This is a genomic window from Nonomuraea sp. NPDC003804 (genome assembly GCF_040610675.1).
GTDB lineage: Bacteria > Actinomycetota > Actinomycetes > Streptosporangiales > Streptosporangiaceae > Nonomuraea.
Genome location: NZ_JBEXMT010000029.1, coordinates 36198 through 60256, shown reverse-complemented (window position 1 = coordinate 60256; position 24059 = coordinate 36198). Strand labels below are relative to the sequence as shown.

Genomic DNA, 24059 nt, shown 5'->3' with positions numbered 1-24059 from the left:
TCGCCCAAGCCCGCAACAGCGAGAACCGAAGTCAGCGATCGTCACGGCCTGGACCCAGCAGCCAAGAACCTAGAACTGACGGAAGAAAACGGATCGCACTCAGATTTACTCCCCTCTCGGAATGCAAGTGGCGAGACTATTATCCGGTACAGGATGAATGTCTGAGTGGCTTGTGGGCGATATGCGCCGTATCCGGGAGGCCGAGGCCAGACTGAGGGAAAGGGCTCTTAGCTGGACCTTCGCGATCTGCAATTCCGATACCAGGGCACACGATATTGCTATGTATCGAGAAAATCCCAATCATCGCCCATCACCCACCGTAGAGCCGAGAGCTTTCCGTTGATCATCCCCCATTCAAAATCACTGTATGGCCCGAGGCTCTCCCTGCCGTAAGTCTCTTCGACCCTGCGACGGTTTCGAAGCATCCCTTGTCTGATATCTTCTGACAGGTCTTCACCTCTTGCCGTTCGATAGTCTTGGCTCGACATCGACCGGTCGTACCAAATTCGATCGAAGAACTCCTGCTCGGCCTGGATGATTTCGGATTCGGTACGCATGGATGACTGCAGGTAGCGAAGGATGAACTCGTCTCGACCTTCTAATAGACGTTCTAGATTTGGGCGCTCCCAGTACTTAATGCGGTAGGGCGGTCTGTTGTTTCTCTCGTGTTGCTTCAGGAAATCCTTGCAGGGATTGGATAGGTAGTTGCTGGCGTTGATCAGTGCTACGTCTGCGCGTTCAGCGCCCGTCCAGGCCAGCAGGCCTGTTACTTTCTCCGGTGGTATGCCTCGCTTGTAGTGCTTGCAGTCAACGAACCATGTCTCGTAGTACTGGTGGCCATCCAACTCCTCGCGAGGTGGCTGAGCGACGATATCTCGGCCAGAGTCGCCAGGGCTGGAAGCGAGACCAGTGCCCTTGCGCCAGTCGAGGTTTATGAACCCCAGTTCATGTAGCAGATCAAAACAGACCTGCTCGAACTCTGTGTCGTCCAGATTGTCGAACGGAAGAATGATGGCCACGCCCCAAAGCGTAGTGATGCAACTGGTCCCTATGTCTGCCCTGCGATGCGCATCTTGTGCTCCCATGCACCCGTACAAGTGCGGCAGACATGCCAAGCTGGCCCCTGCGACCACGTCAGCACATTGTGCAGCTCGTTGAGCAACTTTTCCTCTATCGATCCGCGCGGCTGGTGGTGCGGCGGGGTGGCCGGGCGGGACCGGCCCGGAGAGGCCGCACGCCCGCCCGGACCGCCCGGCCGCCCGCCGCCCATCGGGCGGCGGCTTGAAGACGTAGAGAAAGTTCTCATCCGCAGCCCGCGAGCTTTAATGATCTTGACCGGCCAGGGCTGTACCCGCTGGATCCGGCTCACCACGGGCTGGGCATCCTCCAAGACCGGGGTTCGGGGACGACGCCGCACAGATAGGTGGACTCCTCCAGTAGCTGCGGCGTCAGCGTGATCCCGGTGAGGCGCTCGGCCAGGAGGAACGCCGGCCCGTCGTGAAGGTTGGGGAAGGAGGAATGGACGGAATCGATCTGTCCCATGGTCTCTACGAGCTCGTCCGGCACCTTCTCCATGTAGCCCTCCTGGGCGACGAAGCAGAACCGGAGCTCGCCGTCCTCGATCCAGTAGAAGTAGTCGAGGGCTTTGATTGTCATGAGGTAGTGGGAGACGAGGCGGGTGCCCGCTGACAGCGGCATGATCACCCCCTCGGCGATGCCGTTCCAGTCGGGCTCGATGACGAACGCCCAGTCGCCGATGGTCGTCACGCCGATGAACGCTCCGGGTCCGGAGAAATTAGAGAAGGCGGCATCGCCCAATTCGTCGTACGTCATGGGCGTGAAGCCCTCCGGGCGGCCGCCGCGCCGGATCACCACTTGCTCGGGCGTCAGGCCGCGGACGTAGGTGAAGCACCAATTGTCCGCCGCTTCGGCGAGCCAGGCGTAGTCGTCAGGAGTCGCGATCATGACGCGATGCTCGCAGGAGCGACCGACACAACGGGCGCCGGTAGTTCACCGACGAGGGGATTGCTGACTGTGGGCAGTGAGGGTGACGAACAGGCACGGGTGGCTGGTGACCGTCTCGGGGACGCCCTTGCCGCCCACCAGGCCCGCGCGGATCAACTGGTAGGTGTCGGCCCGGTAGACCTCGGCACAGGCCGGGCAACGGGTCGCTCGCCGGGTCTTGCACGGGACACGGAGGACGCCATTCGGCTCCAGGTGCGTGCTGTAGGAGTGGAGGAGCTCGCTGGTCATCTGGTCGATGTGCTGGACCTTGCCCCGCAGGTGGATCGGCTGGCGGCAGCCGCCGGTCCGGCGGATCTGGGCGGCCCAGCGGGCGTAGTGGGGATCGTCGAGCCGAGAAATCATTCCGGCTATGGCATGTGGGTGGGTGAGGTTGGGCATCGAGGAGGTGACCAGCCGCTTCCCCAACAGGTGTTTCGCCTTCGACCAGTTCGGGCCGCTGTCGATCCGGCCGCAGCCCGGCTCCGGCTGGGCACCCGAGGCCCGCCCCGAGCGGTGGCCGGCCACCTACCGGCGCGAACATGGCGTGCGCTACTTCCACGGCTGCTACAGCCTGGGCGATGACCAGTTGTGGGGCGTGGTCCGGACGCGCAAGAGCGGCGCCAACACGCTGGCCGCGCTCAAGAGCATCCGCAAAGCCCGCCCAGATGGCGCCCCGATCTACGTCATCTTGGACAACCTGTCGGCCAACACCACCCCCGCCATCCGCGCCTGGGCCGCAGCCAACCGGGTGGAGCTGTGCCTGACCCCGACCTACGCCTCCTGGGCCAACCCCATCGAGGCTCAGTTCGGCCCGGTGCGCACCTTCGTGATCAGCAACTCCCACCATCCCAACCACACGGTGCAGACCCGCAAGCTCCAGGCCTATCTGCGCTGGCGCAATGCCAATGCTCGCCACCCTGACGTGCTGGACGCCCAACGTCGTGAACGCGCCCGCATCCGCAGCGAGAAACAACGACGTTGGGGACGACCAGCGCACCGGGCCGCGTGATCACCCGACCCGGCGAACGTTCATGGTCACCGCACTAGCTACGGCCTTCAGGATACGACCAATGATCATCCCGGAGCCGGAGTGCCCCCGCCGGAGGCATCTCGACTTCGCACTCGATGCCTTGCCCCACTCATCATATTCGGACAAATAGCAGATAAGGGAATTTAACGCCTCAGATTTATATTAGGTGGCCAAATTTCCATATTTAGGAAGTGCCTGGAAGAACTCTAGAAAATCCCTTAAGAACCACATATCCTTCGCTATGGCACGATCCAAAAGGGTCGTTTCAAACGGAGAGAAGCGAAGGGAGTCGACATGCCGGATATCGACCTCGGGGTGGCCACCGACTGGGATGAAGGTGACACTCACGGCCGAATCAAGCTGCGCCAGAACCAGATCTACCCGACCTCTCCGAAGAAGGACGTGCTCATAAGCTCACCGGTGAGCATCGAGCTTTCGGTGAACACAAACCTTTCCAGCTCTCAAGAGGCGGACAAGATTTACTTCACGACCCACCACGGGTCGCAGAAGAAGATCATCGCGATCCTGGACTCCAGTGGGAACCTCCACATCGCCGGCCAGGTGAAAACGGGCCAAACGAACATGACCTACGAAACGGGCATGTAGCGCCTCGTGGTGCGTGGGCACTGGTTCGTCGGCTGGCACAGCCCCGACCGGGTGACGGCCAGCACGGCCGATAGCGTCCGCCAGGACGACAAAATGCTCGCGGCCGGCAGCGACGCACCAGTGCCTGTGCGCGATATCTGATCGGGGTCGGCGGAGTTCCCATCGGCCCCGATCAGTAGAAGAAAATGACTACCTCTGCTCGGATAGGGCCCGCCGCCTCGAAGAGGTGTGTTGTGTCCATCGCAAGGTGTCGAGCAGTTGTTGACGCGGAAGATGATTGCACTCCGAATGCTCATCCCCGCAAGATCTCGATGGATTTGCACCATCAGCGTCAAAGTCCATCGAAATGGTCAAGCTAATTGGGTGGCACACCCGCTTCTTTAGCCTTCTGAGAGAACTCCCGGGCTGCTCCTGCTGAAGTCGTCGAAATCGACGTCTCCGCTAGCCGCCGCTAGCCATTCGAAAGTTGTCGCTCAGCCCATCCGTTGCTATCTCGAAGGCGGCACAGTCGCATGCGGGAACGTTCATTGCGTTCACGCCTACCGTTAGCGCTTCGAAGCGATGTGCGGCCACGCTCGGCAGTGAGCTAATCACACCTGCGGTGAAGTCATGGGAACGCTTGCGTGCGCGGTCCGAGCCGCCGGCGGCCGGGACCGGCCCCCCAGGCCGCATGCCCGACCGCCGAGCGGGCGACGGGCCGCGAGGCGGCGCGGAGCGCCGCCCTTGATCCCAATGAGAACACTCCGGCAGTGATCGGACTCTCCACTCCGCGCGTCACAGAGACAGTGGTAGAACGCTGGGTGTGGAGGATCGTCGCGATCGACTGCGCGCATTGGGTGCGATGTTTCGGCAACTCCGCAAGAGCGCCGGGCTGACCGGTAAGGATCTTGCGGTGCTGGCGGGGGTGGCTCAACCGACGATCTCTCGGATCGAGACTGGGCAACTGCTTCCCGTTCCGGAGACGGTAGAGCGCCTGGCTGAGGCGTTGGCGCTGGATGAAGGCGCGCGTCGCCAGCTGGATGAGCTCCTGGAACGCCTACGTGACCAGGTATCCCGGCTGAAAGGTGGCCTGGCTGGTCGTGAGGCGGCGAATGCTGCCCGACTGCGGTCAGCTCGGCATGTCCGGGTGTTCCAGTCGGCCGTGATCCCCTCGCTGCTGCAGACGTCGGAGTATGCCCGTCTGGCGCTTTCCCTTGAGCGTGATGTTGACATGGGGGATGCAGCCAAGGCTGCGGCCCTTCGGGTGGAGGCACAGAGCCTGCTGTTCGAGTCCGGGCGACAGTTCTCGTTCGTGCTCACCGAGGGGGCGGTGCGGACCTGGCTCGGGTCGCCCGCCATGATGCGGGGGCAGCTCGATCGCCTGGCGCAGGTTTCCACGCTGCCGCACGTCAGCCTCGGCATCGTGCCATGGACAATAGAGACGCCGGCCCTTCCCCTGCATGGGTTCACGCTCCTGGACGGCGACGCCGGCAGCATCGACAGCTTCACCGGCGACCTCCCTCTGACCGTTCCAGCAGCGATCGAGGCCCACTCTGACGCCTTCGACCTGTTCGCCGCTGTGGCGCTGTACGGCGATGCGCTGCGAGAACTCTTGCGGCAGATCAGTACCGACTACGAGGAACTCGAAACCCGCTTCCCCATCTGACGTATTTATGCGTCGAATGCCTTGAGTCTGTTCCACTGCTGCTCATACGCTGATCGCATGGATGTATAGCCCCCTAGACATCGGAGACGTCCATGCCTTCCTGGCGCGTATCGCGCATGTTCCTCGGCTCCGCCATCTCAGTGCTCGAAGCTCGCCGCTTCGTCGCCGCCTTCCTCCCGACCTGGCCGAACCTGGATGACGCGATCCTCGTCGTGAGCGAGCTGGCGACCAATGCCGTACGGCACACCAACAGCGGCCGCCCCGGTGGCCGCTTCGTCGTCTCCCTCGAAATCGTCGACTCCACCCTCGGTCTGTCCGTACAGGATGAGGGTGGCCCTCGCACTCCGCGGCTGCTCCCGCTGTCCCCGACAGAGATGGGAGGGCGGGGACTGGCACTAGTCTCGGGCCTGTCCGTGAAGTGGGGTGTGGCCGGCGACGACCACGGCCGTACAGTCTGGGCCGTCCTGGAGGCATCACCCTTCGCCTTCGCGCGGTCCTGATGTGCTTCGCTCCACATCCGGCGCCGCTATGGCCGGACCACGAGAAGATTGACTGGGAAGAACCTCGCAAGGACGGACGGGTCCGCGTCGTCGAGTGGACCTGTGACTGTCGCAAGGTCGTCTACGAACTGCGCAGGTCGGGCGGTCTCTACTACCTCCACAGGGCGGTCCGAGGCGAGCGCCCGGCCGAGACTGGGCGAGTCATCTGGGTGGAAGCCCACAGGCTGTGGATATCCCTCTTGACCGGGCGAGCGCGTTGACGCGTGGCGTCCCCAAACGACGGTCAGCAATCCGCGCAGTAAGTCGAATTACCGGCGAAACGCTCAAATCCGTCTTGTCCAGGGGGATAGACGGCATTTCGTCTAGGGCCCTAGACTCGGCGGAGCACCACGGAAAGGGAACCACCGTGCCACCGAGTGACCTTGAGCGGATCGCCGCGATCGACGACCCGTACCTGCTGATCCGCCAGGCCACCGAGCGACTGAGCGCGGCGCAGCAGGAGGTCACCGAGTTGGCGCGGCTACGGCGCCGCGTGATCCAGGAACTGCATGCGCAGGGCATCTCCTATGCTCAGATCGCGCAGCAAGCCGGGCTGTCCCGGGGGCGGATTCATCAGATCAAGCACACAGGCCCCGCCCCCGAGGGCGCGTTCCTGGGCACCGGTACGGTCACCGTGGTCACTCCGCTCCGGCTCGACCCGGAGAAGAAGCGTCCCGTCCTGGCCCTCGACGACATGCGCTCGGGTCAGCGCCTGGAGGAACTGGCCAAGTCCTTCGGGCTGGCGGTCGAGACCGACAAGGTCACCATTGACGGCGTCATCGACCTCAACCGGCCGAACCTGATCGTCGTCTGTGGCCCCCGCATGTCCGAGGCGATGCACGCGGCCTACGACACCGACCCCGTCATTCGCTGGGAGCGCGACGAACTCGGCTGGCTGCTCCGGGACACGAGAACCGGCGCCGCCTACCGCACCGGCACCCAGCTCGACCCCGAGCAGCCCACCGACTCGGCGTACTTCGGCCGGCTGCCCCGCCCCGACGGCAACGGGACCTTCCTCGCGATCGCCGGCATCAGGACCAACGGCTCGCTCGGCGTCGTCGACCTGCTGACGTCCGAGATCGCGACCTTCTGGGGCCAGGTCGGCGACAAGCGGTTTTCCACCGTCGTCAGCGTCGAGTACGACCCCGAGACCGACGAGCCCGTCCGCACCGCCCTGGCCAGCCCCCTCTACCGACACGAGGACGACTGACGTGCGCCTGACCCTCGCGACCGAATCCGCCTACCCTGACCGTCCCAATGAGGACTTCATCGGCGCCACGCCGAACGCCATAGTCCTTCTGGACGGGGCCGGCACCCCGGCCGATCTGGAGTCCGGGTGCTCGCACGGCGTGGCCTGGTTCTCCCACACGCTCGGCTCCACCCTGGTCGCGGGGATCACGCAGAACACGGGTCCGCTGACCGAGATCCTGGCCAGCGGGATCAAGGAAACCGCCGCGCAGCACGATACGTGCGACCTCGACCATCCTGGCACCCCTTCGGCGACCGTGGTGATGCTGCGCCGTACCGGGGACACCCTGAACTGGTTGATCCTGGCCGACTCGGTTCTCGTCCTCGACGTCATCGGCGCCGAGCCGATGGTGATCTGCGATGAGCGGGAATCCATGGTCGGCAGGCAGTACCGCGCGCCGTTGAACGCAGCGCTCGGCGGGACTTCGGAGCATGCTGACGCACTCAGCGCCTATATGAGCGCCATGCGCGCACATCGCAACATCGACGGGGGCTTCTGGGTCGCCGCCACCAACCCGCATGCAGCCGAGCAGGCACTGACCGGCTCCGCGCCCGTCGACCAGATCCGCGCCGCAGCCGTTCTCAGCGACGGGGCATCGCGGCTTGTCGACCGCTTCCACCTGTCCACCTGGCGACAGTGCCTTGACCTTCTCGAACACCACGGCCCTGAAGAACTCATCCGCCAGGTCCGCGAGGCCGAACGATCCGACCTGGACGCTGCCCGGTGGAAGCGCGGCAAGATCTTCGATGACGCCACCGCGGCCCACTGGCTGTTCGCCTAAGCAGAATCGTCCACCCCCCTAGACAGTTCCCAGACGGCGATCTACCTTCAATGCATAGCCCCCTAGACATCTCTCGATAGCGGACCGGCCGCAGCTGTCTAGAGGGGTACACAGGAGGTAGAGCACGATGGCCATCCAAGGCCCCATCCCCATCGGCTTCGACCAGGTCTTCCCCCATGGCTGCTACCTGGTCGGTGAGGTCGAACAGGTCAAGGACTTCGACGCCTCGACCAACGGCCGCACCGTCTACGCCAAGGACAAGATCACCGGAGAACTCGTCTGGCAGGTCGCCGTCATGGACGCCGACCCCGCCGCGAAGATCTCCCAGAAGACCGTGGCCGTGAAGATCCTGTCGCCGACTGAGCCCGTCGCCCCCGCCGCGCCGTCCGGGCTCCCGATCGTCCCCGTGGAGTTCGACGGGATGACGGTCACGCCGTACGTCGCCCAGAGCACCGGCCGGCTCGCCTACTCGATCCGCGCGACCGGGATGCGCGCTCCCCGCACCCACGCCAAGCCCGCCAAGGACCAGGCATGAAGCGCCCCCGCCCGGTCTCGGTGATCACCCTCAAGACGAGCGGCCCGTCCAGCGCCAAGTCACACCCCTACCCGCGCCGGACCCCGGTCCTGGCTCTCGACTTCGACGCTATCTCGGTCCTGGTGACCACGTCGTGCAGCAACAAGGTCACCCCTGCCGACGTCACGTTCGCCCGCGAGTTGGCAAAGGAGGCCGCCGCTTTCGCAGCCGCAGTCGAGCGCATGTTCCGCTCCCTACCCACCCCCATGGAGACGCCGAAATGAGCAGCGCCGTCAGCAGCCACTCCTTCAAGAGCGGCGAGAGGGCATGGGCCACCTGCCACACCTACGACAACCGATCCCCGATCTTGGCCCTCTACATGGGCTCCCTCAACGTGTCGTTCTGCCCCAGCAACTCCAACGAGGTGACGGACGCCGGCCTCTCGTTCGCCAGGGGTCTGGCCAGCAGCGCCGCCGCTTACCTCGCCGCGTGCGAGAGCTTCCACGCCAAGCAGGCGTGATCTGCAAGCGGGCCGCCAGAAGCGCCAACTTCCGGCGGCCCCGGTTCTCCCCTGGGTTCTCACATCAAGGAAGGCCCCCAGCCTAATGTTGAAGAAACTGCCCGGCGATCCTGTCTCCGGCCTGGTCTCCACCACCCCCGACACCGCCGTCGTCTTCCGCCCCGCCGTCGTCCAGACCCCCGCGATCGTCACCATCGTGATCTTCGTGGCTCGCCTGGTCATCAGCCTCGTCCGATCCCTCTGGCGGCACCCCATCGCCTCGGCCGCGGCCGTCACACCCAGCACGATCTTCGGCCTGTACGGCTGGCGCCTGGCACTGGTCGTCGTCGCCGTCCCGATCGTTCTGGTCGCTCCCTGGGCGATCACCTACCCCAAGGTCGTCCTCCCCTGGATCGGGTACCGCCTTCTGGCCTGGTGGCGGCTCGTCTGGGTCTACCGGCGCCACTGGCAACCGGTCATGGTCGTCTCCGGACTCGGCCGTCACATCAAGGGCCGCGACTACCTGCCCCGGCTGCTCCGCGTCACCTGCACCTCGTGGGCTGACGTCGTCACGGTGAAGATGCTGGACGGGCAGGCGGCGAAGGACTGGGCTGACCGCATCGAGGCCCTGGCGCATGGCTTCGGCGCCCCCTCATGCCGAGTCAGCGTCGAACGAGCCGGTCGACTCCTGCTCACCTTCCCCCGCCGCGATCCCCTCGCCGAGCCCCTGCCCGCCATACCAATGCCAGAGACAGCCACGGTCGGACCGGTCGAGATCGGACAGACCGAGGACGGCAAGCCGTGGCTTCTCAAGCTGCACGGCACACACATCCTGGTTGCTGGCGCCACAGGAGCGGGCAAGGGCTCGATCCTCTGGTCAGCCATTCGCGGGCTCATCCCCGCCATCCTGTCCGGGCTGGCTGAGATCTGGGCCCTGGACCCCAAACTCATGGAGCTGTCCTTCGGACAGGCCATCTTCGGCGACCGCTACGCCGCCGACCCGGCCGACTGCGCCGACCTGCTCGACGAGGCGGTCAAGGTCATGCAGGAGCGGGCCGGCCGCTTCGCGGGAGTGCAGCGCGACCACGTCCCCACCGTGCAAGACCCTTTCGTACTGGTCGTGGTCGACGAGATCGCGTTCCTGACCGCCTATCAGTCGGATCGGGCTCTACGGCAGCGCATCTCCGCCGCCCTGGCCACCCTCACCACGCAAGGACGCGCGGTCGGTGTGGGCGTCCTAGCAGCTCTCCAGGACCCTCGCAAGGACGTGATCACCATCCGCAATCTGTTCCCTGACAAGATCGCCCTGCGGCTCGACGAGTCCGAACAGGTCGACATGGTGCTCGGTGACGGCGCCCGAGACAGGGGAGCGCTGGCAGACCACATCTCCCCGGTTCCCCACGTGGGTGCGGGCGTGTCGTACGTACGGCTGGAGACGTCGCCCGACCCGATCCGGGCTCATGCCGCCTACGTCTCCGACCAGGACATCCGCCACATGGCATCCCTCTTCGGGGAGGCCATGTGACCAACGGAGCCGACCGCACCCTGCCCCGCCTCGTCCGCGACACCATGCCCCTCGTCATGGACGTCGCCGTCGAGATCGCCAAGTCCAACGGCGTATGCATCCGCCCCATCGAACTCCGCCGCCAGGACATTGTCACCGGCGAGATCGAGCCCTTCGACCTCCCCTGCGGCACCACGCAGGAAGCCAAGTGCCCGCCGTGCGCCAAGCGCAACCAGCAGCTCCGCAAGGCCCAATGCCGGGAGGGCTGGCACCTCGACCACGAACCGACCGCCGACCCGGCCGCCGCCACCGACGAACAACGCTGGCTGGTCGAGTTCCGCGCCGACGTCCAAGCCAAGCGCGACCAGGCGGCGGAGGTGGAGGCGGAGGACTGGGACGCCGCGATCGTGGCCATCGACGCGGAGATCAACGAGGCGGGCATGCGCGGCAGCCTCCTCGCCCGTCGCCAGATCGCCAAGCGAACCCGATCGACCCGACGCCGGCAGGACGCCCCCGACCTGCCCAAGCGCACCCGACGACCGACCACCCTCGGCCGCACCTTCACCAGCCCCCAGGGCCAGGTCTACCGGCCCTCGATGTTCGTCACGCTGACCCTCCCGTCCTACGGCAAGATCCGCCAGGGCGTACCCGCAGACCCCACCAGCTACGACTACCGACGAGCCGCCCGCGACGCGCTGCACTTCTCCAAGCTCGTCGACCGCTTCGTCCAGAACCTCCGCCGCGTGGCCGGCTACGACGTCCAGTACTTCGCCAGCGTCGAACCACAAAAGCGCCTTGCCCCACATCTGCACATGGCCATCCGCGGCACCCTGCCCCGCGCCGAGATGAAGCAGATCGCCGCAGCCACCTATCACCAGGTCTGGTGGCCACCGGCCGACGAAGTGAAGTACGACGGCGAGAACCTTCCGATCTGGAGCGACGAAGACGGCTACCTCGACCCGGCCACGGGGGAGATCCTCCCCACCTGGGACAAGGCCCTCGACGACCTGGACGAGCCCCTGCACGTCCTGCGCTTCGGCGACCAGGCCGACGTGCAAGGCGTCCTCGCCGGAAGCCCTGCCGCCAACAAGGCCCTCGGCTACCTGACCAAGTACCTCACCAAATCTCTCGGCGACCCGCTCGACCCCGGCGACGAGGACGACCAGCCCCGCCGCGACCACATCACCCGCATGCTCGACACCCTGCGCTACGAACCATGCTCACCCACCTGCCCCAACTGGCTCCGCTACGGCGTCCAGCCCAAAGACGCCAAGCGGGGGATGACTCCCGGCCACTGCCGTGGCAAGGCACACCGTCCCGAACACCTCGGCTACGCAGGCCGGCGCGTCTTGGTCTCCCGGAAGTGGTCCAACAAGACCCTCCGCGAACACAAGCAGGACCGCCGCGCCTGGGCCCTGGAACTCCTCGGCCTCGACGACCCGGCGGCCAACGACCGACACCGCTACATCTGGCACCCGGTCTCCAGCAGCGACCCCTCTCGCGCTCCCAGAGCAGCGCAACTCCTCCGTGGCATCGCACGGCGCCAGCAGTTCCGCGCCAGCCTCCTGGCCCTCGAAGCCAGAGCGACAGGCGAACCACCCCCAGACCTCTCGGTGATGAGAGACGAGGTGGCCGCGTGACCGCTCACCGAGATCTCACCCAGGGCAGATTGCTCACCGTCGAAGAGGCGGCCGAACGGCTCAACACCAGTGTCCGTTTCCCTCGCCGCCTGATCGAAGAACGCCGCATCACCTTCGTCCATGTAGGGCGCAAGGTCCGCATCCCCGAATCCGCCCTCGAAGCATTCATCGCTGCGGGCGTCGTCCATCCGATCACCACACAGCGTGGGAGGGCAGCATGACCGCTCCTGGAGCGTCGCGGAAGAGGAAGCCCACCAAGCGGCGCTTCGGGCGCGTTCGGCAACTTCCCTCCGGCCGGTATCAAGCGCGCTACGCCGGTCCTGACGGGGTCGACCGCCCGGCGCCCGAGACCTTCGCGACCAAGACCGACGCGGAGGTCTGGCTCACCAAGATCGAGGCCGAAATCCTCGACGGTGACTGGATCGACCCGGACGCAGGAAAGATCAAGTTCGGCAAGTACGCGCAGGACTGGATCGACGAGCGGCCGAACCTGCGCCCTCGCACGATCGAGCTGTACGGCTACCTGCGGCGCACCCATCTCGTTCCGACCTTCGGAGAGAAGGCGATGAACGAGATCAAAGAGCCACACGTCAGGCGCTGGCGAAAGAAGCTGCTCGACGACGGAGTCAGCGAGGTCACCGTGGCGAAGGCGTACCGGCTCCTCAAGGCCATCTTCACCACCGCCGTCGATGACCAGCTCATCAAACGCAACCCATGCCGCATCAAGGGCGCTGGACAGGAGAAGTCGGCCGAGCGCCGGGTCCTCTCGGTCCCTCAGGTCTACCAACTCGTCGAGGTCATCGAGCAGCGATACCGCGCCCTGGTGCTGCTCGGTACTTTCGCAAGCCTGCGATGGGGCGAACTGGCCGGCCTGCGACGAAGAGACCTCGACCTTGACGCCGGCACCATCCGCGTGGAACGCCAGCTGATCCAGATCACCGGCAAGGGGCTGGTGTTCACCGACCCCAAGTCCGCAGCGGGCAAACGAACAGTCGCAATCCCCGAGCTGATCATCGCTGAGCTTCGCGCCCACCTGAAGGACTTCGCCCAGGAGGGTGACGAAGGACTGGTGTTCGTCGGACCCGACAACGGCCCAATTCGGAACAGCAACTTCAACCGCCGGGTCTGGCCCACCGCACTCGAAGATGCGGGCCTACCGAAGATCCACTTTCACGACCTCCGACACACCGGGAACAACCTCGCCGCCAACGCTGGCGCCTCGATCCGCGAGCTGATGACCCGCATGGGCCACTCCAGCACACGCGCCGCGATGATCTACCAGCACTCCACCGACGAACGCCAACGCGAGGTCGCGCGCAAGCTCGACGACCTCGCCCGCGGGGCCCTCAAGGGCCGATCGGGCACGCAACGGGCACGACCGCGAAAACGGCCCCTATAAAGATCAAAAGCCCAGGCGAATGACCTGGGCTTTTGTGTGGGTGGAGCCTAGGAGATTCGAACTCCTGACATCCTGCTTGCAAAGCAGGCGCTCTGCCAACTGAGCTAAGGCCCCTCAAAAGGGCCTGTTGACCTGCGAAAACGCCTGCATGGTCAAACTTGCCCCGGCTGTACACCGTACCAACACCATGGGCTTTCTCGCCACTCGGTTGCCGCGCGTCGTTCCTGGCCCGGCTGGGGGCGGCGGTCCGCTGACCGCTCCGAAATCCTTGCGTGGGCCGACGGTCTGCCGGGGGCTCGGCGGCGCCGGCCGGGGGCGCCGCATGTCCCGGGAGAGAGGCTGATCATCTGGTGGAAGCCGGTCAGAGCGCACAGGCGAGGGGCGTGGATCGACCGCCGTAGCTCATGTGTTCTAGTCTCCCGATCATGAAGCTTCGTCTGATCGCCGCTTTGTCCTGCGTCGCGGCCCTGGGGCTGAGCGGGACCGCGACTGCGGAGGCGTATCCCGTCAAGCAGAAGGTTCTCACCGAGAACGGGCTGTACAGGATGGGCAAGCTGCCCAAGTCGCCGTGCGAGGAGCAGCCGGTCGCGCGCGACGACCGTGCGGCGGCCAAGCGGTACATCGGCGGGGTCATGCAGTGCCTCGAGGCCACCTGGGAGCAGTACCTGTCGGAGAACGGCGTGCGGTTCGAGGGTGCCCGCCTCAAGTTCGTCAGCAGCGGCTACTGCGACATCAACCCCAAGTGGGACTCCGACAGTGTCTACTGCCACGACGCCCGCGCGGTTGTCTTCAAGCTCGGCCGGTCCTGGCTCGACGATCCGTCCGACCTGTGGCTGCTGCACAACACGGCCACGATCTACGCCCACCACGTGCAGCGGCTCGTCGACATCGTCTACAGCGTGGACGGCCAGGCCTTCTACGACAGCCAGACCGAGCGCGCCGAGCGGGTGCGCCGCTACAACCTGCAGGCCGCCTGCTTGTCGGGCGCGTTCGTCAAGAGCGTCTGGCCCCTTGAGGGAAGGTCCTCGCGCGACTGGAAGTATCTCCTGTCGATCGTGCAGGGTGACGCCCCCGGGCATCGGAGCCTGTACGGCAAGACCGCCAACGTTCGCCTGTGGGTCGGGCGTGGTTTCGCCACCGGGGATCCTGGCTCGTGCAACACCTGGACGGCGCCTGCGGCCGAGGTCGCGTAGAGGACGGCCGCCGGACCCGTGTGGTCGCCCTGGTCCGGGCCGAACGGATGCGGGGCGAGACGGCCGGGGGTCAGTGGCCCCGGCCGTCCGCCGCGAGGCGAAAGGGCTACCGGAGGAACACCCTGATCGGGTCGAGCACCAGAGCCGGCTGCAGCGGTAGCGGCTGCGGCTGCTCGAGCTGGGTGGTCCGCTGGTCGGCCGGGAGGCTCTCCCGCTCCTTGCAGGAGAACCCGAGGATCGCCCCCGGGTAGCCGCCCGCGTACCCCGAAACCCTTCGGCCCGCCGGGATCCTGCACACGTAGGTGACGTTCTCCTGGCTGTCGTTCGGGACGATCCTGAACGCGGTCGTGATCTCGCCGAAGGTGGGTGCTCCGTTCATGGACTCGCAGTACACCGCCATGACGGCGGCGGCCCCGTCCCTCTTCTGGATGTCGAAGCACCCGTAGGTGGGCAGCGGGGCGGCGTGGGCCGGGACGGCGAACAGGCTGGCGCTGCTGGCGGCCAGCACGACAAGTGCGTGCGCAAGACGCATGGGTACCTCTCACAGGTGTATCCGTCGTGATCATGCATGATCACGTGACGCGACATACCCGATTACGGAGAGTGACTAACGTCAGGTCTGCGCGACGGCCACCGCGGGCGGGTCGTACTCGCCGCCGAGGAGTAGTTCGGGGAACTCCGCCAGCGAGTGGAGGATGTGGGTCGCACCGCCTTTGAGCAGGCGGTCGCGGCTGTGGACGCCCGTCATGAGCCCGGCGACCACCGAGGCGCCGGCGCGCCGTCCGGCCAGCATGTCGTTCTCGGAGTCGCCGGCGACGGCGACGTGGCGCACGTCCTCGACGCCCAGCCGGAGCACCGCGTGGAGCACCATGTCGGGCCAGGGTCTGCCGCGGCCCGCGTCTTCGGGGCTGATGGCGAGGTCGATCTTGTCGTGCCAGCCGAGCACGCTCAGCACCCTGCTCAGGGTGGTCCGGCTGAAGCCGGTGATCAGCGCGGTCCGGAGGCCCGAGCCGCGGATCTTGTCGAGCGCCTCCACGACTCCGGGCACGGGAAGGAGACCTGCCCGCTCGATGGCGCCCTCGTAGGAGCGCTCGAACGTCAGGTTGGCGGCCTGCGCCTGGGCCTCGTTGCCAGGGAAGATCCCGCGGAAAACATCGATCTTGGGGCAACCGCGGGACCGGTGCACGTGGACCATGGCCCGTGCGTACGCACCGGTCCCTGGGACGATGCCCTGGGTGGCGATCGCCTCGGCGAATGCTCGTTCGACCGTGGCGATGTCGCCGATCGTGGTGCCGGCGAGGTCGAGACAGACCAGCGTGATGGGGCCGGACTCGGTCATACCCTCGTCGCCACGATCGTCAGTTCTCGCTGCCGGTCGCCTCGGTCCAGAGATCGAGCTCGGCCCGGTCGGCCTGCACCTTACGCCAGATGAGCAGCCCCCCGAGGGCGAGCAGCGCCAGAACGAGCAGCTTCTTCACGGTGTGACCCCACTTCTTCGACGGTCTCACCTTGCCGGGGTGAGACAACGCCCGGTTGCAACGGTTGCACAGCAGCCTAGCAAGGCTTGGCTCTGCTCCCCCGGGTGCGGACCTATCCAGTTCTACCCAATCTTCCGATACGACGGCGCCAACGGCGCCGCGGATCCGCGGCGCGTCCCATTATGGACATCTCCTATATACCCATTGGGGGTACCCGAGAAGGAGCCAGAGACGCGCCTCACCGAGCACACGAGCCCCACACGAACCGAAACCGAAGCCGCGCACGTCCACCTCAACGCCAGAAATCCAGCCTCACTGGAATACCCTAGGGGGGTACGGTGTTATGCTGGGAGAACAGGGGAGGCGAGAACCATGGCTGGATACACCGGCAACAAGGAAGACCACCTCCGGCGCCTGCGCCGGATCGAAGGCCAGGCCAGGGGCCTGCAGCGGATGGTCGAGGACGACAAGTACTGCATCGACATCCTCACCCAGGTGTCGGCCACCACGAGCGCGCTCCAGTCCTTCGCCCTCTCCCTCCTGGAGGAGCACCTCGCCCATTGTGTCGCCGAGGCCACCCTGAAGGGCGGCCCGGAGGCGCAGGCGAAGGTCAAGGAAGCCTCCGACGCCATCGCCCGGCTCGTCCGTTCGTAACCGAGTTCACCACACGAAGCACATCGACAGGGAGATATCAGATGAGCACCGCCACCTACACCGTCAAGGGAATGACCTGCGGCCACTGCGTGAGCTCCGTGAAGGAGGAGGTCGGCGAGGTCCAGGGCGTGACCGGTGTCGAGGTGGACCTGTCGACGGGCCTGCTGACCGTGGAGAGCGCCGCCCCCCTCGACAAGGACCAGATCGTCGCCGCCGTCGAGGCGGCCGGATACGAAGTGGCCCATCAGTGATGAACACTCCCGCCAAGCTGGGCGCCTACGCTCTGGGCCTCGCCGTCGTCTTCGGCGCGGCCCTGGGCGTGGGCAGCGCGGTCGGCCAGGTGGGCACGCCGCCCCAGGCGAGCGCCCACGCCGAGGCCGCAGGCCACACCGGGGCGAGCACCGGGACCACCGGCCACGCCGCGTCGGAAGGCCACGCCGAGACCGCCGGCACCACCGAGGCCGCGGGCCACGACGAAGCGGCAGGCCACACAGAAGAAGCTGGTCACACCGAGAGCGCCGGGAAGGACACGGCGCCCGAGGACATCCCCGGGGGGCTCCAAGTGTCCGAGAACGGCTACACCCTCACGCCCGCGACCACCACGCTGGAGCCGGGCAAGCCTGCCGACTTCAGCTTCACCGTCACGGGCCCCGACGGCAGGCCGGTGACCGGCTTCGAGGTCCAGCACGAGAAGAAGGTCCACTTCATCGTCGTCTCCCGCGACCTGAACAGCTTCCAGCACCTCCACCCCGAGGAGGGCGCCGACGGCGTGTGGACGGTCAGGCTGAACCTGCCCGAGGCGGGCGTCTACCGCGCCTACGCCGACATCCTGCCCACAGGCGGGAGCGCGATGACGCTCGGCGTCGACCTGTTCGCCGGCGGCGACTTCGCGCCGAAGCAGCTGCCCGCGGTCAGCCGTACCGCCGAGGTCGACGGCTACACCGTGACGCTCACCGGAGACGTGGTGCCGGGACAGACCACCAAGCTGACGCTGGCGGTCGCCAAGGACGGCAAGCCGGTCACCGACGTGCAGCCCTACCTGGGCGCGCTCGGCCACCTGGTGGCGCTGCGCGCGGGCGATCTCGCCTACCTCCACGTGCACCCGGAGGAGAACAGCCTCACCTTCTACACCGAGGTGCCCAGCAGGGGCGACTATCGTCTGTTCCTCGACTTCAAGCACCAGGACAAGGTCCGCACCGCCGCGTTCACCGTGAAGGCCGACGCGGCCGCCCCGAGCGGAACACCCACCACCCCCACCGCCGCGCCCCACGGGCACGGCCACTAGACGCAGCCGAAAGGAGAAGGTGATGGCCACCGAGACAGCCGTCGAACTCTCGATCGGCGGCATGACCTGCGCCTCCTGCGCCAACAGGATCGAGCGCAAGCTCAACAAGATGGACGGCGTGACCGCCACGGTCAACTACGCCACCGAGAAGGCGAAGGTCACCTTCCCCGACGGGCTGGACCCACAGCTGCTGGTCGCGGAGGTGGAGAAGGCGGGCTACACCGCCGAGCTGCCCCGCCCGCGGGCCGAGGAGCGGCCCCAGGAGGAGGCGGAGGAGGACGAGCTCAGGCCGCTGCGCAACCGGCTGGTCACCGCGCTCGTGCTCAGCGTCCCGGTGATCGCGATGGCGATGGTGCCGCCGCTGCAGTTCACCAACTGGCAGTGGCTGTCGCTGACGCTGGCCGCGCCGGTGGTGGTCTACGCGGGCTGGCCGTTCCACAAGGCCGCGTGGACCAACCTGCGGCACGGCGCGGCGACCATGGACACGCTGGTGTCCATCGGCACGCTGGCCGCCTTCGCCTGGTCGCTGTGGGCGCTGTTCTTCGGGACGGCCGGCATCCCCGGCATGACCCACCCGTTCGAGTTCACGATCGCGCGCAGCGACGGCTCGGGCAACATCTACCTCGAGGCCGCGGCGGGGGTGACGGCGTTCATCCTGGCGGGCCGCTACTTCGAGGGCAGGTCCAAGCGCAAGGCGGGCGCCGCGCTGCGGGCGCTGCTGGAGCTGGGCGCCAAGGACGTCGAGCTGGTCGACGGGCGCAGGATCCCCGCCGACCAGCTCAAGGTCGGCGACCGGTTCGTCGTGCGGCCGGGCGAGAAGGTCGCCACGGACGGCGTGATCGAGGAGGGCTCGAGCGCGGTCGACGCCTCGATGCTGACCGGCGAGTCCGTCCCGGTGGAGGTGCGTCCCGGTGACCGGGTCGTCGGCGCGACCGTCAACGCGGGCGGCCGGCTGGTCGTCAGGGCCGAGAGGGTCGGCGCCGACACCCAGCTGGCCCAGATGGCCAAGCTGGTCGAGGACGCGCAGACCGGCAAGGCGGAGGTCCAGCGGCTGGCCGACCGGATCTCGGGCATCTTCGTCCCCATCGTGATCGCGCTGGCGGTCGGCACGCTCGGCTTCTGGCTGGGCACCGGTGGCGGCGCGGGCGCGGCCTTCACCGCCGCGGTCGCGGTGCTGATCATCGCCTGCCCGTGCGCGCTGGGTCTGGCCACGCCGACGGCGCTGCTGGTCGGCACGGGCAGGGGCGCGCAGCTCGGCATCCTGATCAAGGGGCCGGAGGTGCTGGAGTCGACCAGGAAGATCGACACGGTCGTCCTGGACAAGACCGGCACGGTCACCGAGGGCAGGATGACGCTGACCGCGGTCCACGTGGCCGAGGGCGAGGACCGCGAGGAGGTGCTGCGCCTGGCGGGCGCGCTGGAGCACGCCTCGGAGCACCCGATCGCGCAGGCCGTGGCCAGGGCGGCCCGGTCGCAGGCCACGGTGGAGGACTTCGCCAACATCGAGGGGCTGGGCGTCCAGGGCATCGTCGACGGCCACGCCGTGCTGGTCGGCCGGCCGAGGCTGCTGGCCGAGTGGGCGCAGCACCTGCCGGCCGAGCTGTCCGAGGCGGTGGAGCGGGAGCAGGAGGCGGGCCGTACCGCGGTGGCGGTCGGCTGGGACGGCAAGGCGCGCGCGGTCCTCGTGGTGGCCGACGTCGTCAAACCGACCTCCGCCGAGGCGATCGCGCAGCTGCGCGCGCTGGGCCTGACCCCGGTGCTGCTCACCGGCGACAACGAGGCGGTCGCCAGGACCGTCGCCGCCGAGGTCGGCATCGACGAGGTCATCGCCGACGTCCTGCCTGCCGACAAGGTCGACGTCGTCAAGCGGCTGCAGGCCGAGGGGCGGTCGGTGGCCATGGTGGGCGACGGCGTCAACGACGCGGCCGCGCTGGCCCAGGCCGACCTCGGTCTGGCGATGGGCACCGGCACGGACGCGGCGATCGAGGCCTCCGACCTCACCCTGGTGAGGGGCGACCTGCGGGTGGCCGCCGACGCCATCAGGCTCTCACGCCGGACGCTCGCCACCATCAAGGGCAACCTGTTCTGGGCCTTCGCCTACAACGTGGCCGCGCTCCCGCTGGCGGCGCTCGGGATGCTCAACCCGATGATCGCCGGTGCCGCGATGGCGTTCTCCAGCGTCTTCGTCGTCACCAACAGCCTGCGCCTTCGCGGCTTCAAGTAGTCCCCAGCGGACGGCCGGCGCCATCGCGGCGCCGGCCGCCGCGAACAGCCCGCCGAGCACCAGCCAGCCGGGCGTGCCCCAGCCGATGACGAGCGTGGTGAGCAGGACCGGCCCCGCCATCCTGGCGACGGCGGTGCCGGAGCCGAAGAACCCCTGGTACTGGCCCTGCCTGTGGGCGGGCGCGAGGCCGAAGCCGATCTCCCAGGCGCCGGCGGCCAGCAGCATCTCGCCGAGCACCTGCAGCAGCGCCGCGGCCAGCAGCAGCACGACCGTGTCGCCCTGCGAGAACACCAGGCACGACACGAACAGGACCAGGCCGGCCAGCCGTACCGAGCGGGAGGCCGAGACCAGGTCGCGCACCCTGCGCGCGACGCGGACCTGGAACAGCACGACGCACGCGGTGTTGAGCACCAGCACGGCGGAGACGGTCCACGCGGGCGCGTCGGTCCGCTGGACGATCCACAGCGGCAGCACCAGGCTGATCAGCGGCCGGTAGAGCAGCATGACCGTGTTGAGCAGGGTGACCACCGCGTAGGGCCGGTCGCGCAGGACCGCGAGGCGCGGCTCTCCCTTCACCCGGGGCACCGCCGGTACGGCGGGCATCCGGGTGAGCACCGCCGCCGCGACCAGGTAGCTCGCCGCGTCGACGGCGAAGACGGTCAGGTAGGCCGCCGTGGTGTCGAAGTGGAGCGCGAGGCCGCCGAGCCCGGCACCCACGGCCAGCCCGGCGTTCAGCGTCGACTGCAGGACGGCCCGCACGTGGGTGCGCTCGGCGGGCGGCACCAGACCCGCGAGCAGCGCCTGCTGCGCCGCCGACAGCCCCGTCTGCGCCGCCGCGTAGAGGCAGACGGCCAACAGGAACAGCGGGAACGAGCGCACCAGCAGGAACGAGCCGACGCCCGCCGCCGTCGCCACGGCCAGGAGCACCGCCACGCCGCGCGGCCCCCGCCGGTCGGCCAGGTGTCCGAGCGGGACGCCCGCCACCGTGCCGACGGCCCAGCCGATGGTCAGGCCGAGGCCGATCTCGGCGGGCGACAGGCCGGCGATCCGGCTGAAGTAGAGGGTGGAGGTGACGACGTAGGCGCCGTCGCCGATGGCGTTGGACAGCTGGGCGAGGGTGAGGAGGCGGCGGGGGTTGGTCACCAGGCGAGGCTACGGGCACGACTTGGCCGTCTGTAAGCTCCAATTTCGAGCTAACTGATGGGGCCAAGATGGACTTCCACGTCAGCCTCTCCGGCAGGGGCGATCTGGCCGCGCAGATCTACCGGCAGGTGCGCGACGCCATTCTCGACGGGCGGCTGAGGCAGGGCGAGCGGCTGCCGCCGACGCGGGAGCTGGCACGCGGCCTCGACGTGGCCCGCAACACGGTGGCCGTGGCCTACGAGCGGCTGATGGCCGACGGCTTCCTCGTGGGCAGGGCGGGGGCGGGCACGTTCGTCTGCGCCCCCGCCAGGGTCGAGACGGGGCGCAGGGCTCCGCAGGGAAGCGGCGTGCGGCCGCGCGCGGTGTGGCGGTCGATCGCGCCCCTGGCGGGACGGTCCGCGCCCGCCTTCGACTTCACCGTCGGCGTGCCGGACCTCCGGCTGTTCCCCCTGGAGACGTGGCGGCGGCTGGTCGCCAGGGAGCTGCGGGTCAGGGCGGCCGGGTACCTGCCGCCCGAGGGCCACGAAGGCCTTCGTACCGCGATAGCCCGCTATTTCGGGATCTCACGGTCGGTCAGGGCGGCGCCGGACGACGTGATCGTCACGCAGGGCGCCCAGCAGGCGCTCGACCTGATCGGCAGGGTGATGATCGAGCCCGGCGACTGCGTGGCGGTGGAGGAGCCCGGCTACCCGCCCGCCCGGCGCCTGTTCCGCTCCCTGGGCGCCCGCGTCGTGAGCGTTCCCGTGGACGCCGAAGGGGTGGACGTGACGGCCGTTCCCACCGCCGCCAGGCTGGTCTACGTCACGCCGTCGCACCAGTTCCCGCTCGGGACGCCGATGTCGCTGGCCCGCCGTACGGCGCTGCTGGCGTGGGCGGCGCGGCGCGACGCGCTGGTGATCGAGGACGACTACGACAGCGAGTTCCGCTTCGAGGACCGGCCGCTCGAACCGCTGCAGAGCCTGGACCGCAGCGGCAGGGTCGTCTACGTCGGCTCGTTCTCCAAGACGCTGGCCCCGATGCTCCGCCTCGGCTTCCTCGTCGCCCCGGCGTCGCTCCAGCCCGCGCTGCGCGCCGCCAAGCAGCTGACCGACTGGCACAGCGAGACCACCACGCAGGCGGCGCTCGCCCGGTTCATCGACGAGGGCCTGCTGGCCAGGCACGTGCGCAAGGCCACCAAGGAGTACGCCGCCCGGCGGGCGCGCATCGCCGGCTTCCTGGACGACCGGCTCGACCTGGTGCCCTCGGCGGCGGGGCTGCACCTGTGTGCGAAGGGCGAGGTCGATCCGGCCGCGGCGCCCGAGGTCGCGGCCGAGGACCTGACGACCTACTACGCGGGCCCCGCGCAGCGGGGGGTCGTCCTCGGCTACGGTGGCATCTCACTCGAACACATCGACGAGGGACTGCGCAGGCTGTTCGCGGCCGGGGACAGGGGGCGACGGTGAAGGATCTCGGCCTGCTGCGTGAGCGCCGCTTCGCGTTACTGCTGGCCGCCAGGTTCGTCTCGGTCCTCGGCAGCGCCTTCGCGCCCGTCGCGCTCGCCTTCGGCGTGCTCGGCCTGCCCGGCGCCGACGCCACCACGCTGTCGGTCGTGCTGGCCGCCGAGGCCGTCCCGATGGTGGTGTTCATGCTGGTCGGCGGGGTGATCGCGGACCGGTTGCCGCGGAACAGGGTGATGCTCGCCGCCGACGCGACCAGCGCGGCGGCCTTCGCCGCCCTGGCCCTGATGTTGCTGACCCGCTGGACGCCCGTGCCGGCGCTGGTGATCGCCGCGGCGGTCAGCGGCGTCGCCATGGCGATGATGTATCCGGCGCTGACGGGGATCGTGCCCGACGTGGTGCCGTCCGAGCGGCTGCAGACCGCCAACGCCCTGCTCGGACTCGGCACGAACGCCGGGCGCGTGATCGGGCTGGTGCTCAGCGGGGCCGTGGTGACGCTGGTGGGCAGCGGGTGGGCGCTGGTCGCCAGCGCCGTGATGTTCGCCCTGGGGGCGACCTGCGTGGCGGGGATCAGCCTGCCGCCCGCGGAGCGGATGCTGACCCCCGGTCACTCGGTGCTGGCCGACCTGCGCGACGGCTGGCGCGAGTTCATCTCCCGCCAGTGGCTGTGGGTGGTCGTGGCGCAGTTCTCCGTGATGGTGATGGCGATGCAGGGGGCGCACGGCGTGCTCGGCCCGCTGCTGGCCAAGCAGAGCCTCGGTGGCCCTCCGGCGTGGTCGGCCGTGCTGGCGGGTGAGGCGGTCGGCATGATCGGCGGGGTCGTGGTCGCGATGCGGCTGCGTCCCCGGCGGCCCATCCTGCTCGGGACGCTGCTGATGATCCCCACGGCGCTGCCGTACCTGCTGCTGGGGTCGGGTGCGCCGCTGTGGACGGTGGTGCTGGGCGCGGTACTGATGGGTGTCTGCATGGACGTCTTCGGGGTGCTGTGGCAGACCACGATGCAGCGGGAGATCCCGCCCGCGTCGCTGTCGCGGGTCAGCTCCTACGACGCGCTCGGCTCGCTGATGTTCGGGCCGATCGGGCTGCTGGTGGCCGGCCCGGTCGCCGTCGCGACCGGGCCCGCGCCCGCGCTGCTGGGCTGCGCGGCGCTGATCGTCGCCGTCGCGCTGGCCGCGCTGCTGTCGCCGGGGGTGCGCGGCCTCACCGCCCGATGACACCACCGCCGCAGCCGCCCCG

At 68.0% G+C, this 24059-nt stretch carries 25 protein-coding genes, 1 tRNA gene and 2 pseudogenes; 20 read left to right on the top strand and 8 right to left on the bottom strand.

The window, feature by feature from the left end; all coding sequences use genetic code 11:
* Positions 1 to 278: 278 nt before the first annotated feature.
* The 3 genes from ABZX22_RS33230 to ABZX22_RS33220 all read right to left on the bottom strand — a co-directional run bounded on the left by ABZX22_RS33230 (position 279) and on the right by ABZX22_RS33220 (position 2367).
* Complete coding sequence (locus ABZX22_RS33230) at positions 279 to 1019, bottom strand: restriction endonuclease (protein WP_354916862.1); 741 nt, start codon at positions 1017 to 1019, stop codon at positions 279 to 281.
* Between the two features lie 346 nt (positions 1020 to 1365).
* Positions 1366 to 1965: a DUF6461 domain-containing protein gene (locus ABZX22_RS33225; protein ID WP_354916859.1), complete on the bottom strand. Its 600-nt coding sequence runs from the start codon at positions 1963 to 1965 to the stop codon at positions 1366 to 1368.
* Between the two features lie 45 nt (positions 1966 to 2010).
* Positions 2011 to 2367, bottom strand: coding sequence for a replication initiator (locus tag ABZX22_RS33220; RefSeq protein ID WP_354916856.1), 357 nt, complete (start codon positions 2365 to 2367; stop codon positions 2011 to 2013).
* A 34-nt stretch (positions 2368 to 2401) separates the two neighbouring features.
* Between ABZX22_RS33220 and ABZX22_RS33215 the strand changes: the two are divergent.
* The 13 genes and pseudogenes from ABZX22_RS33215 to ABZX22_RS33155 all read left to right on the top strand — a co-directional run.
* Positions 2402 to 3013, top strand: a pseudogene (locus ABZX22_RS33215) (transposase); the annotation flags it as partial.
* Positions 3014 to 3328: 315 nt separating this feature from the next.
* Positions 3329 to 3640, top strand: coding sequence for a DUF6342 family protein (locus ABZX22_RS33210; RefSeq protein ID WP_354916853.1), 312 nt, complete (start codon positions 3329 to 3331; stop codon positions 3638 to 3640).
* Positions 3641 to 4442: 802 nt separating this feature from the next.
* On the top strand, positions 4443 to 5285 hold the full coding sequence (locus ABZX22_RS33205; RefSeq protein WP_354916850.1) for a helix-turn-helix transcriptional regulator: 843 nt from the start codon (positions 4443 to 4445) through the stop codon (positions 5283 to 5285).
* Between the two features lie 92 nt (positions 5286 to 5377).
* Entirely contained in the window at positions 5378 to 5785 is a 408-nt protein-coding gene (locus ABZX22_RS33200; protein ID WP_354916847.1) for an ATP-binding protein, read from the top strand.
* 406 nt (positions 5786 to 6191) lie between these two features.
* Positions 6192 to 7034 (top strand): sigma-70 family RNA polymerase sigma factor, encoded by an 843-nt coding sequence (locus ABZX22_RS33195; protein ID WP_354916844.1) that lies wholly within the window; start codon positions 6192 to 6194, stop codon positions 7032 to 7034.
* Position 7035: 1 nt separating this feature from the next.
* A complete protein-coding gene (locus ABZX22_RS33190) occupies positions 7036 to 7854 on the top strand; it encodes an integrase (protein WP_354916841.1) in 819 nt (272 codons plus the stop codon).
* A gap of 127 nt (positions 7855 to 7981) precedes the next feature.
* A complete protein-coding gene (locus ABZX22_RS33185; RefSeq protein ID WP_354916838.1) occupies positions 7982 to 8389 on the top strand; it encodes a plasmid replication, integration and excision activator in 408 nt (135 codons plus the stop codon).
* Entirely contained in the window at positions 8386 to 8652 is a 267-nt protein-coding gene (locus ABZX22_RS33180; RefSeq protein WP_354916835.1) for a hypothetical protein, read from the top strand. Before ABZX22_RS33185 ends, ABZX22_RS33180 begins: the two co-directional genes overlap by 4 nt.
* Positions 8649 to 8888, top strand: coding sequence for a hypothetical protein (locus tag ABZX22_RS33175; RefSeq protein ID WP_354916832.1), 240 nt, complete (start codon positions 8649 to 8651; stop codon positions 8886 to 8888). Before ABZX22_RS33180 ends, ABZX22_RS33175 begins: the two co-directional genes overlap by 4 nt.
* 85 nt (positions 8889 to 8973) lie before the next feature.
* Positions 8974 to 10392, top strand: a complete 1419-nt coding sequence (locus ABZX22_RS33170) for an FtsK/SpoIIIE domain-containing protein (RefSeq protein WP_354916829.1) — start codon at positions 8974 to 8976, stop codon at positions 10390 to 10392.
* Positions 10389 to 12011: a replication initiator gene (locus ABZX22_RS33165; RefSeq protein WP_354916826.1), complete on the top strand. Its 1623-nt coding sequence runs from the start codon at positions 10389 to 10391 to the stop codon at positions 12009 to 12011. Before ABZX22_RS33170 ends, ABZX22_RS33165 begins: the two co-directional genes overlap by 4 nt.
* Positions 12008 to 12232: a helix-turn-helix domain-containing protein gene (locus ABZX22_RS33160; protein ID WP_354916823.1), complete on the top strand. Its 225-nt coding sequence runs from the start codon at positions 12008 to 12010 to the stop codon at positions 12230 to 12232. The genes ABZX22_RS33165 and ABZX22_RS33160 overlap by 4 nt, the downstream gene beginning before the upstream one ends.
* Entirely contained in the window at positions 12229 to 13410 is a 1182-nt protein-coding gene (locus tag ABZX22_RS33155) for a site-specific integrase (protein ID WP_354916820.1), read from the top strand. The genes ABZX22_RS33160 and ABZX22_RS33155 overlap by 4 nt, the downstream gene beginning before the upstream one ends.
* 41 nt (positions 13411 to 13451) lie before the next feature.
* Here the strand turns inward: ABZX22_RS33155 and ABZX22_RS33150 are convergent.
* Positions 13452 to 13524, bottom strand: a tRNA-Ala gene (locus ABZX22_RS33150).
* A 311-nt stretch (positions 13525 to 13835) separates the two neighbouring features.
* Here ABZX22_RS33150 and ABZX22_RS33145 point away from each other — a divergent pair.
* Positions 13836 to 14603, top strand: coding sequence for a hypothetical protein (locus ABZX22_RS33145; RefSeq protein ID WP_354916817.1), 768 nt, complete (start codon positions 13836 to 13838; stop codon positions 14601 to 14603).
* A 106-nt stretch (positions 14604 to 14709) separates the two neighbouring features.
* Here the strand turns inward: ABZX22_RS33145 and ABZX22_RS33140 are convergent, their stop codons facing one another.
* From ABZX22_RS33140 to ABZX22_RS33130, 3 genes are all read right to left on the bottom strand, one after another.
* Positions 14710 to 15135 (bottom strand): hypothetical protein, encoded by a 426-nt coding sequence (locus tag ABZX22_RS33140; RefSeq protein WP_354916815.1) that lies wholly within the window; start codon positions 15133 to 15135, stop codon positions 14710 to 14712.
* An 81-nt stretch (positions 15136 to 15216) separates the two neighbouring features.
* Positions 15217 to 15942, bottom strand: a complete 726-nt coding sequence (locus tag ABZX22_RS33135; RefSeq protein ID WP_354916813.1) for an HAD family hydrolase — start codon at positions 15940 to 15942, stop codon at positions 15217 to 15219.
* 19 nt (positions 15943 to 15961) lie between these two features.
* Positions 15962 to 16081 (bottom strand): DLW-39 family protein, encoded by a 120-nt coding sequence (locus tag ABZX22_RS33130; protein WP_240506072.1) that lies wholly within the window; start codon positions 16079 to 16081, stop codon positions 15962 to 15964.
* Positions 16082 to 16453: 372 nt separating this feature from the next.
* Between ABZX22_RS33130 and ABZX22_RS33125 the strand changes: the two genes are divergently transcribed.
* From ABZX22_RS33125 to ABZX22_RS33110, 4 genes are read left to right on the top strand one after another with little or no spacing between them, the layout of a single operon-like run.
* Positions 16454 to 16735: a metal-sensitive transcriptional regulator gene (locus ABZX22_RS33125; RefSeq protein WP_354916809.1), complete on the top strand. Its 282-nt coding sequence runs from the start codon at positions 16454 to 16456 to the stop codon at positions 16733 to 16735.
* Between the two features lie 41 nt (positions 16736 to 16776).
* Positions 16777 to 16986: a heavy-metal-associated domain-containing protein gene (locus tag ABZX22_RS33120; protein ID WP_354916806.1), complete on the top strand. Its 210-nt coding sequence runs from the start codon at positions 16777 to 16779 to the stop codon at positions 16984 to 16986.
* Positions 16986 to 18020, top strand: coding sequence for a hypothetical protein (locus ABZX22_RS33115; protein ID WP_354916804.1), 1035 nt, complete (start codon positions 16986 to 16988; stop codon positions 18018 to 18020). Before ABZX22_RS33120 ends, ABZX22_RS33115 begins: the two co-directional genes overlap by 1 nt.
* A 22-nt stretch (positions 18021 to 18042) precedes the next feature.
* Positions 18043 to 20244, top strand: coding sequence for a heavy metal translocating P-type ATPase (locus ABZX22_RS33110; protein ID WP_354916801.1), 2202 nt, complete (start codon positions 18043 to 18045; stop codon positions 20242 to 20244).
* Positions 20245 to 20364: 120 nt separating this feature from the next.
* Here ABZX22_RS33110 and ABZX22_RS33105 read toward each other — a convergent pair.
* A pseudogene (locus ABZX22_RS33105) lies at positions 20365 to 21387 on the bottom strand (MFS transporter); the annotation flags it as partial.
* Between the two features lie 68 nt (positions 21388 to 21455).
* Here ABZX22_RS33105 and ABZX22_RS33100 point away from each other — a divergent pair.
* Together ABZX22_RS33100 and ABZX22_RS33095 are read left to right on the top strand one after the other, a co-directional pair.
* Positions 21456 to 22829, top strand: a complete 1374-nt coding sequence (locus ABZX22_RS33100; protein WP_354916798.1) for a PLP-dependent aminotransferase family protein — start codon at positions 21456 to 21458, stop codon at positions 22827 to 22829.
* Positions 22826 to 24037, top strand: coding sequence for an MFS transporter (locus ABZX22_RS33095; RefSeq protein WP_354916796.1), 1212 nt, complete (start codon positions 22826 to 22828; stop codon positions 24035 to 24037). The genes ABZX22_RS33100 and ABZX22_RS33095 overlap by 4 nt, the downstream gene beginning before the upstream one ends.
* Positions 24038 to 24059: the final 22 nt, after the last annotated feature.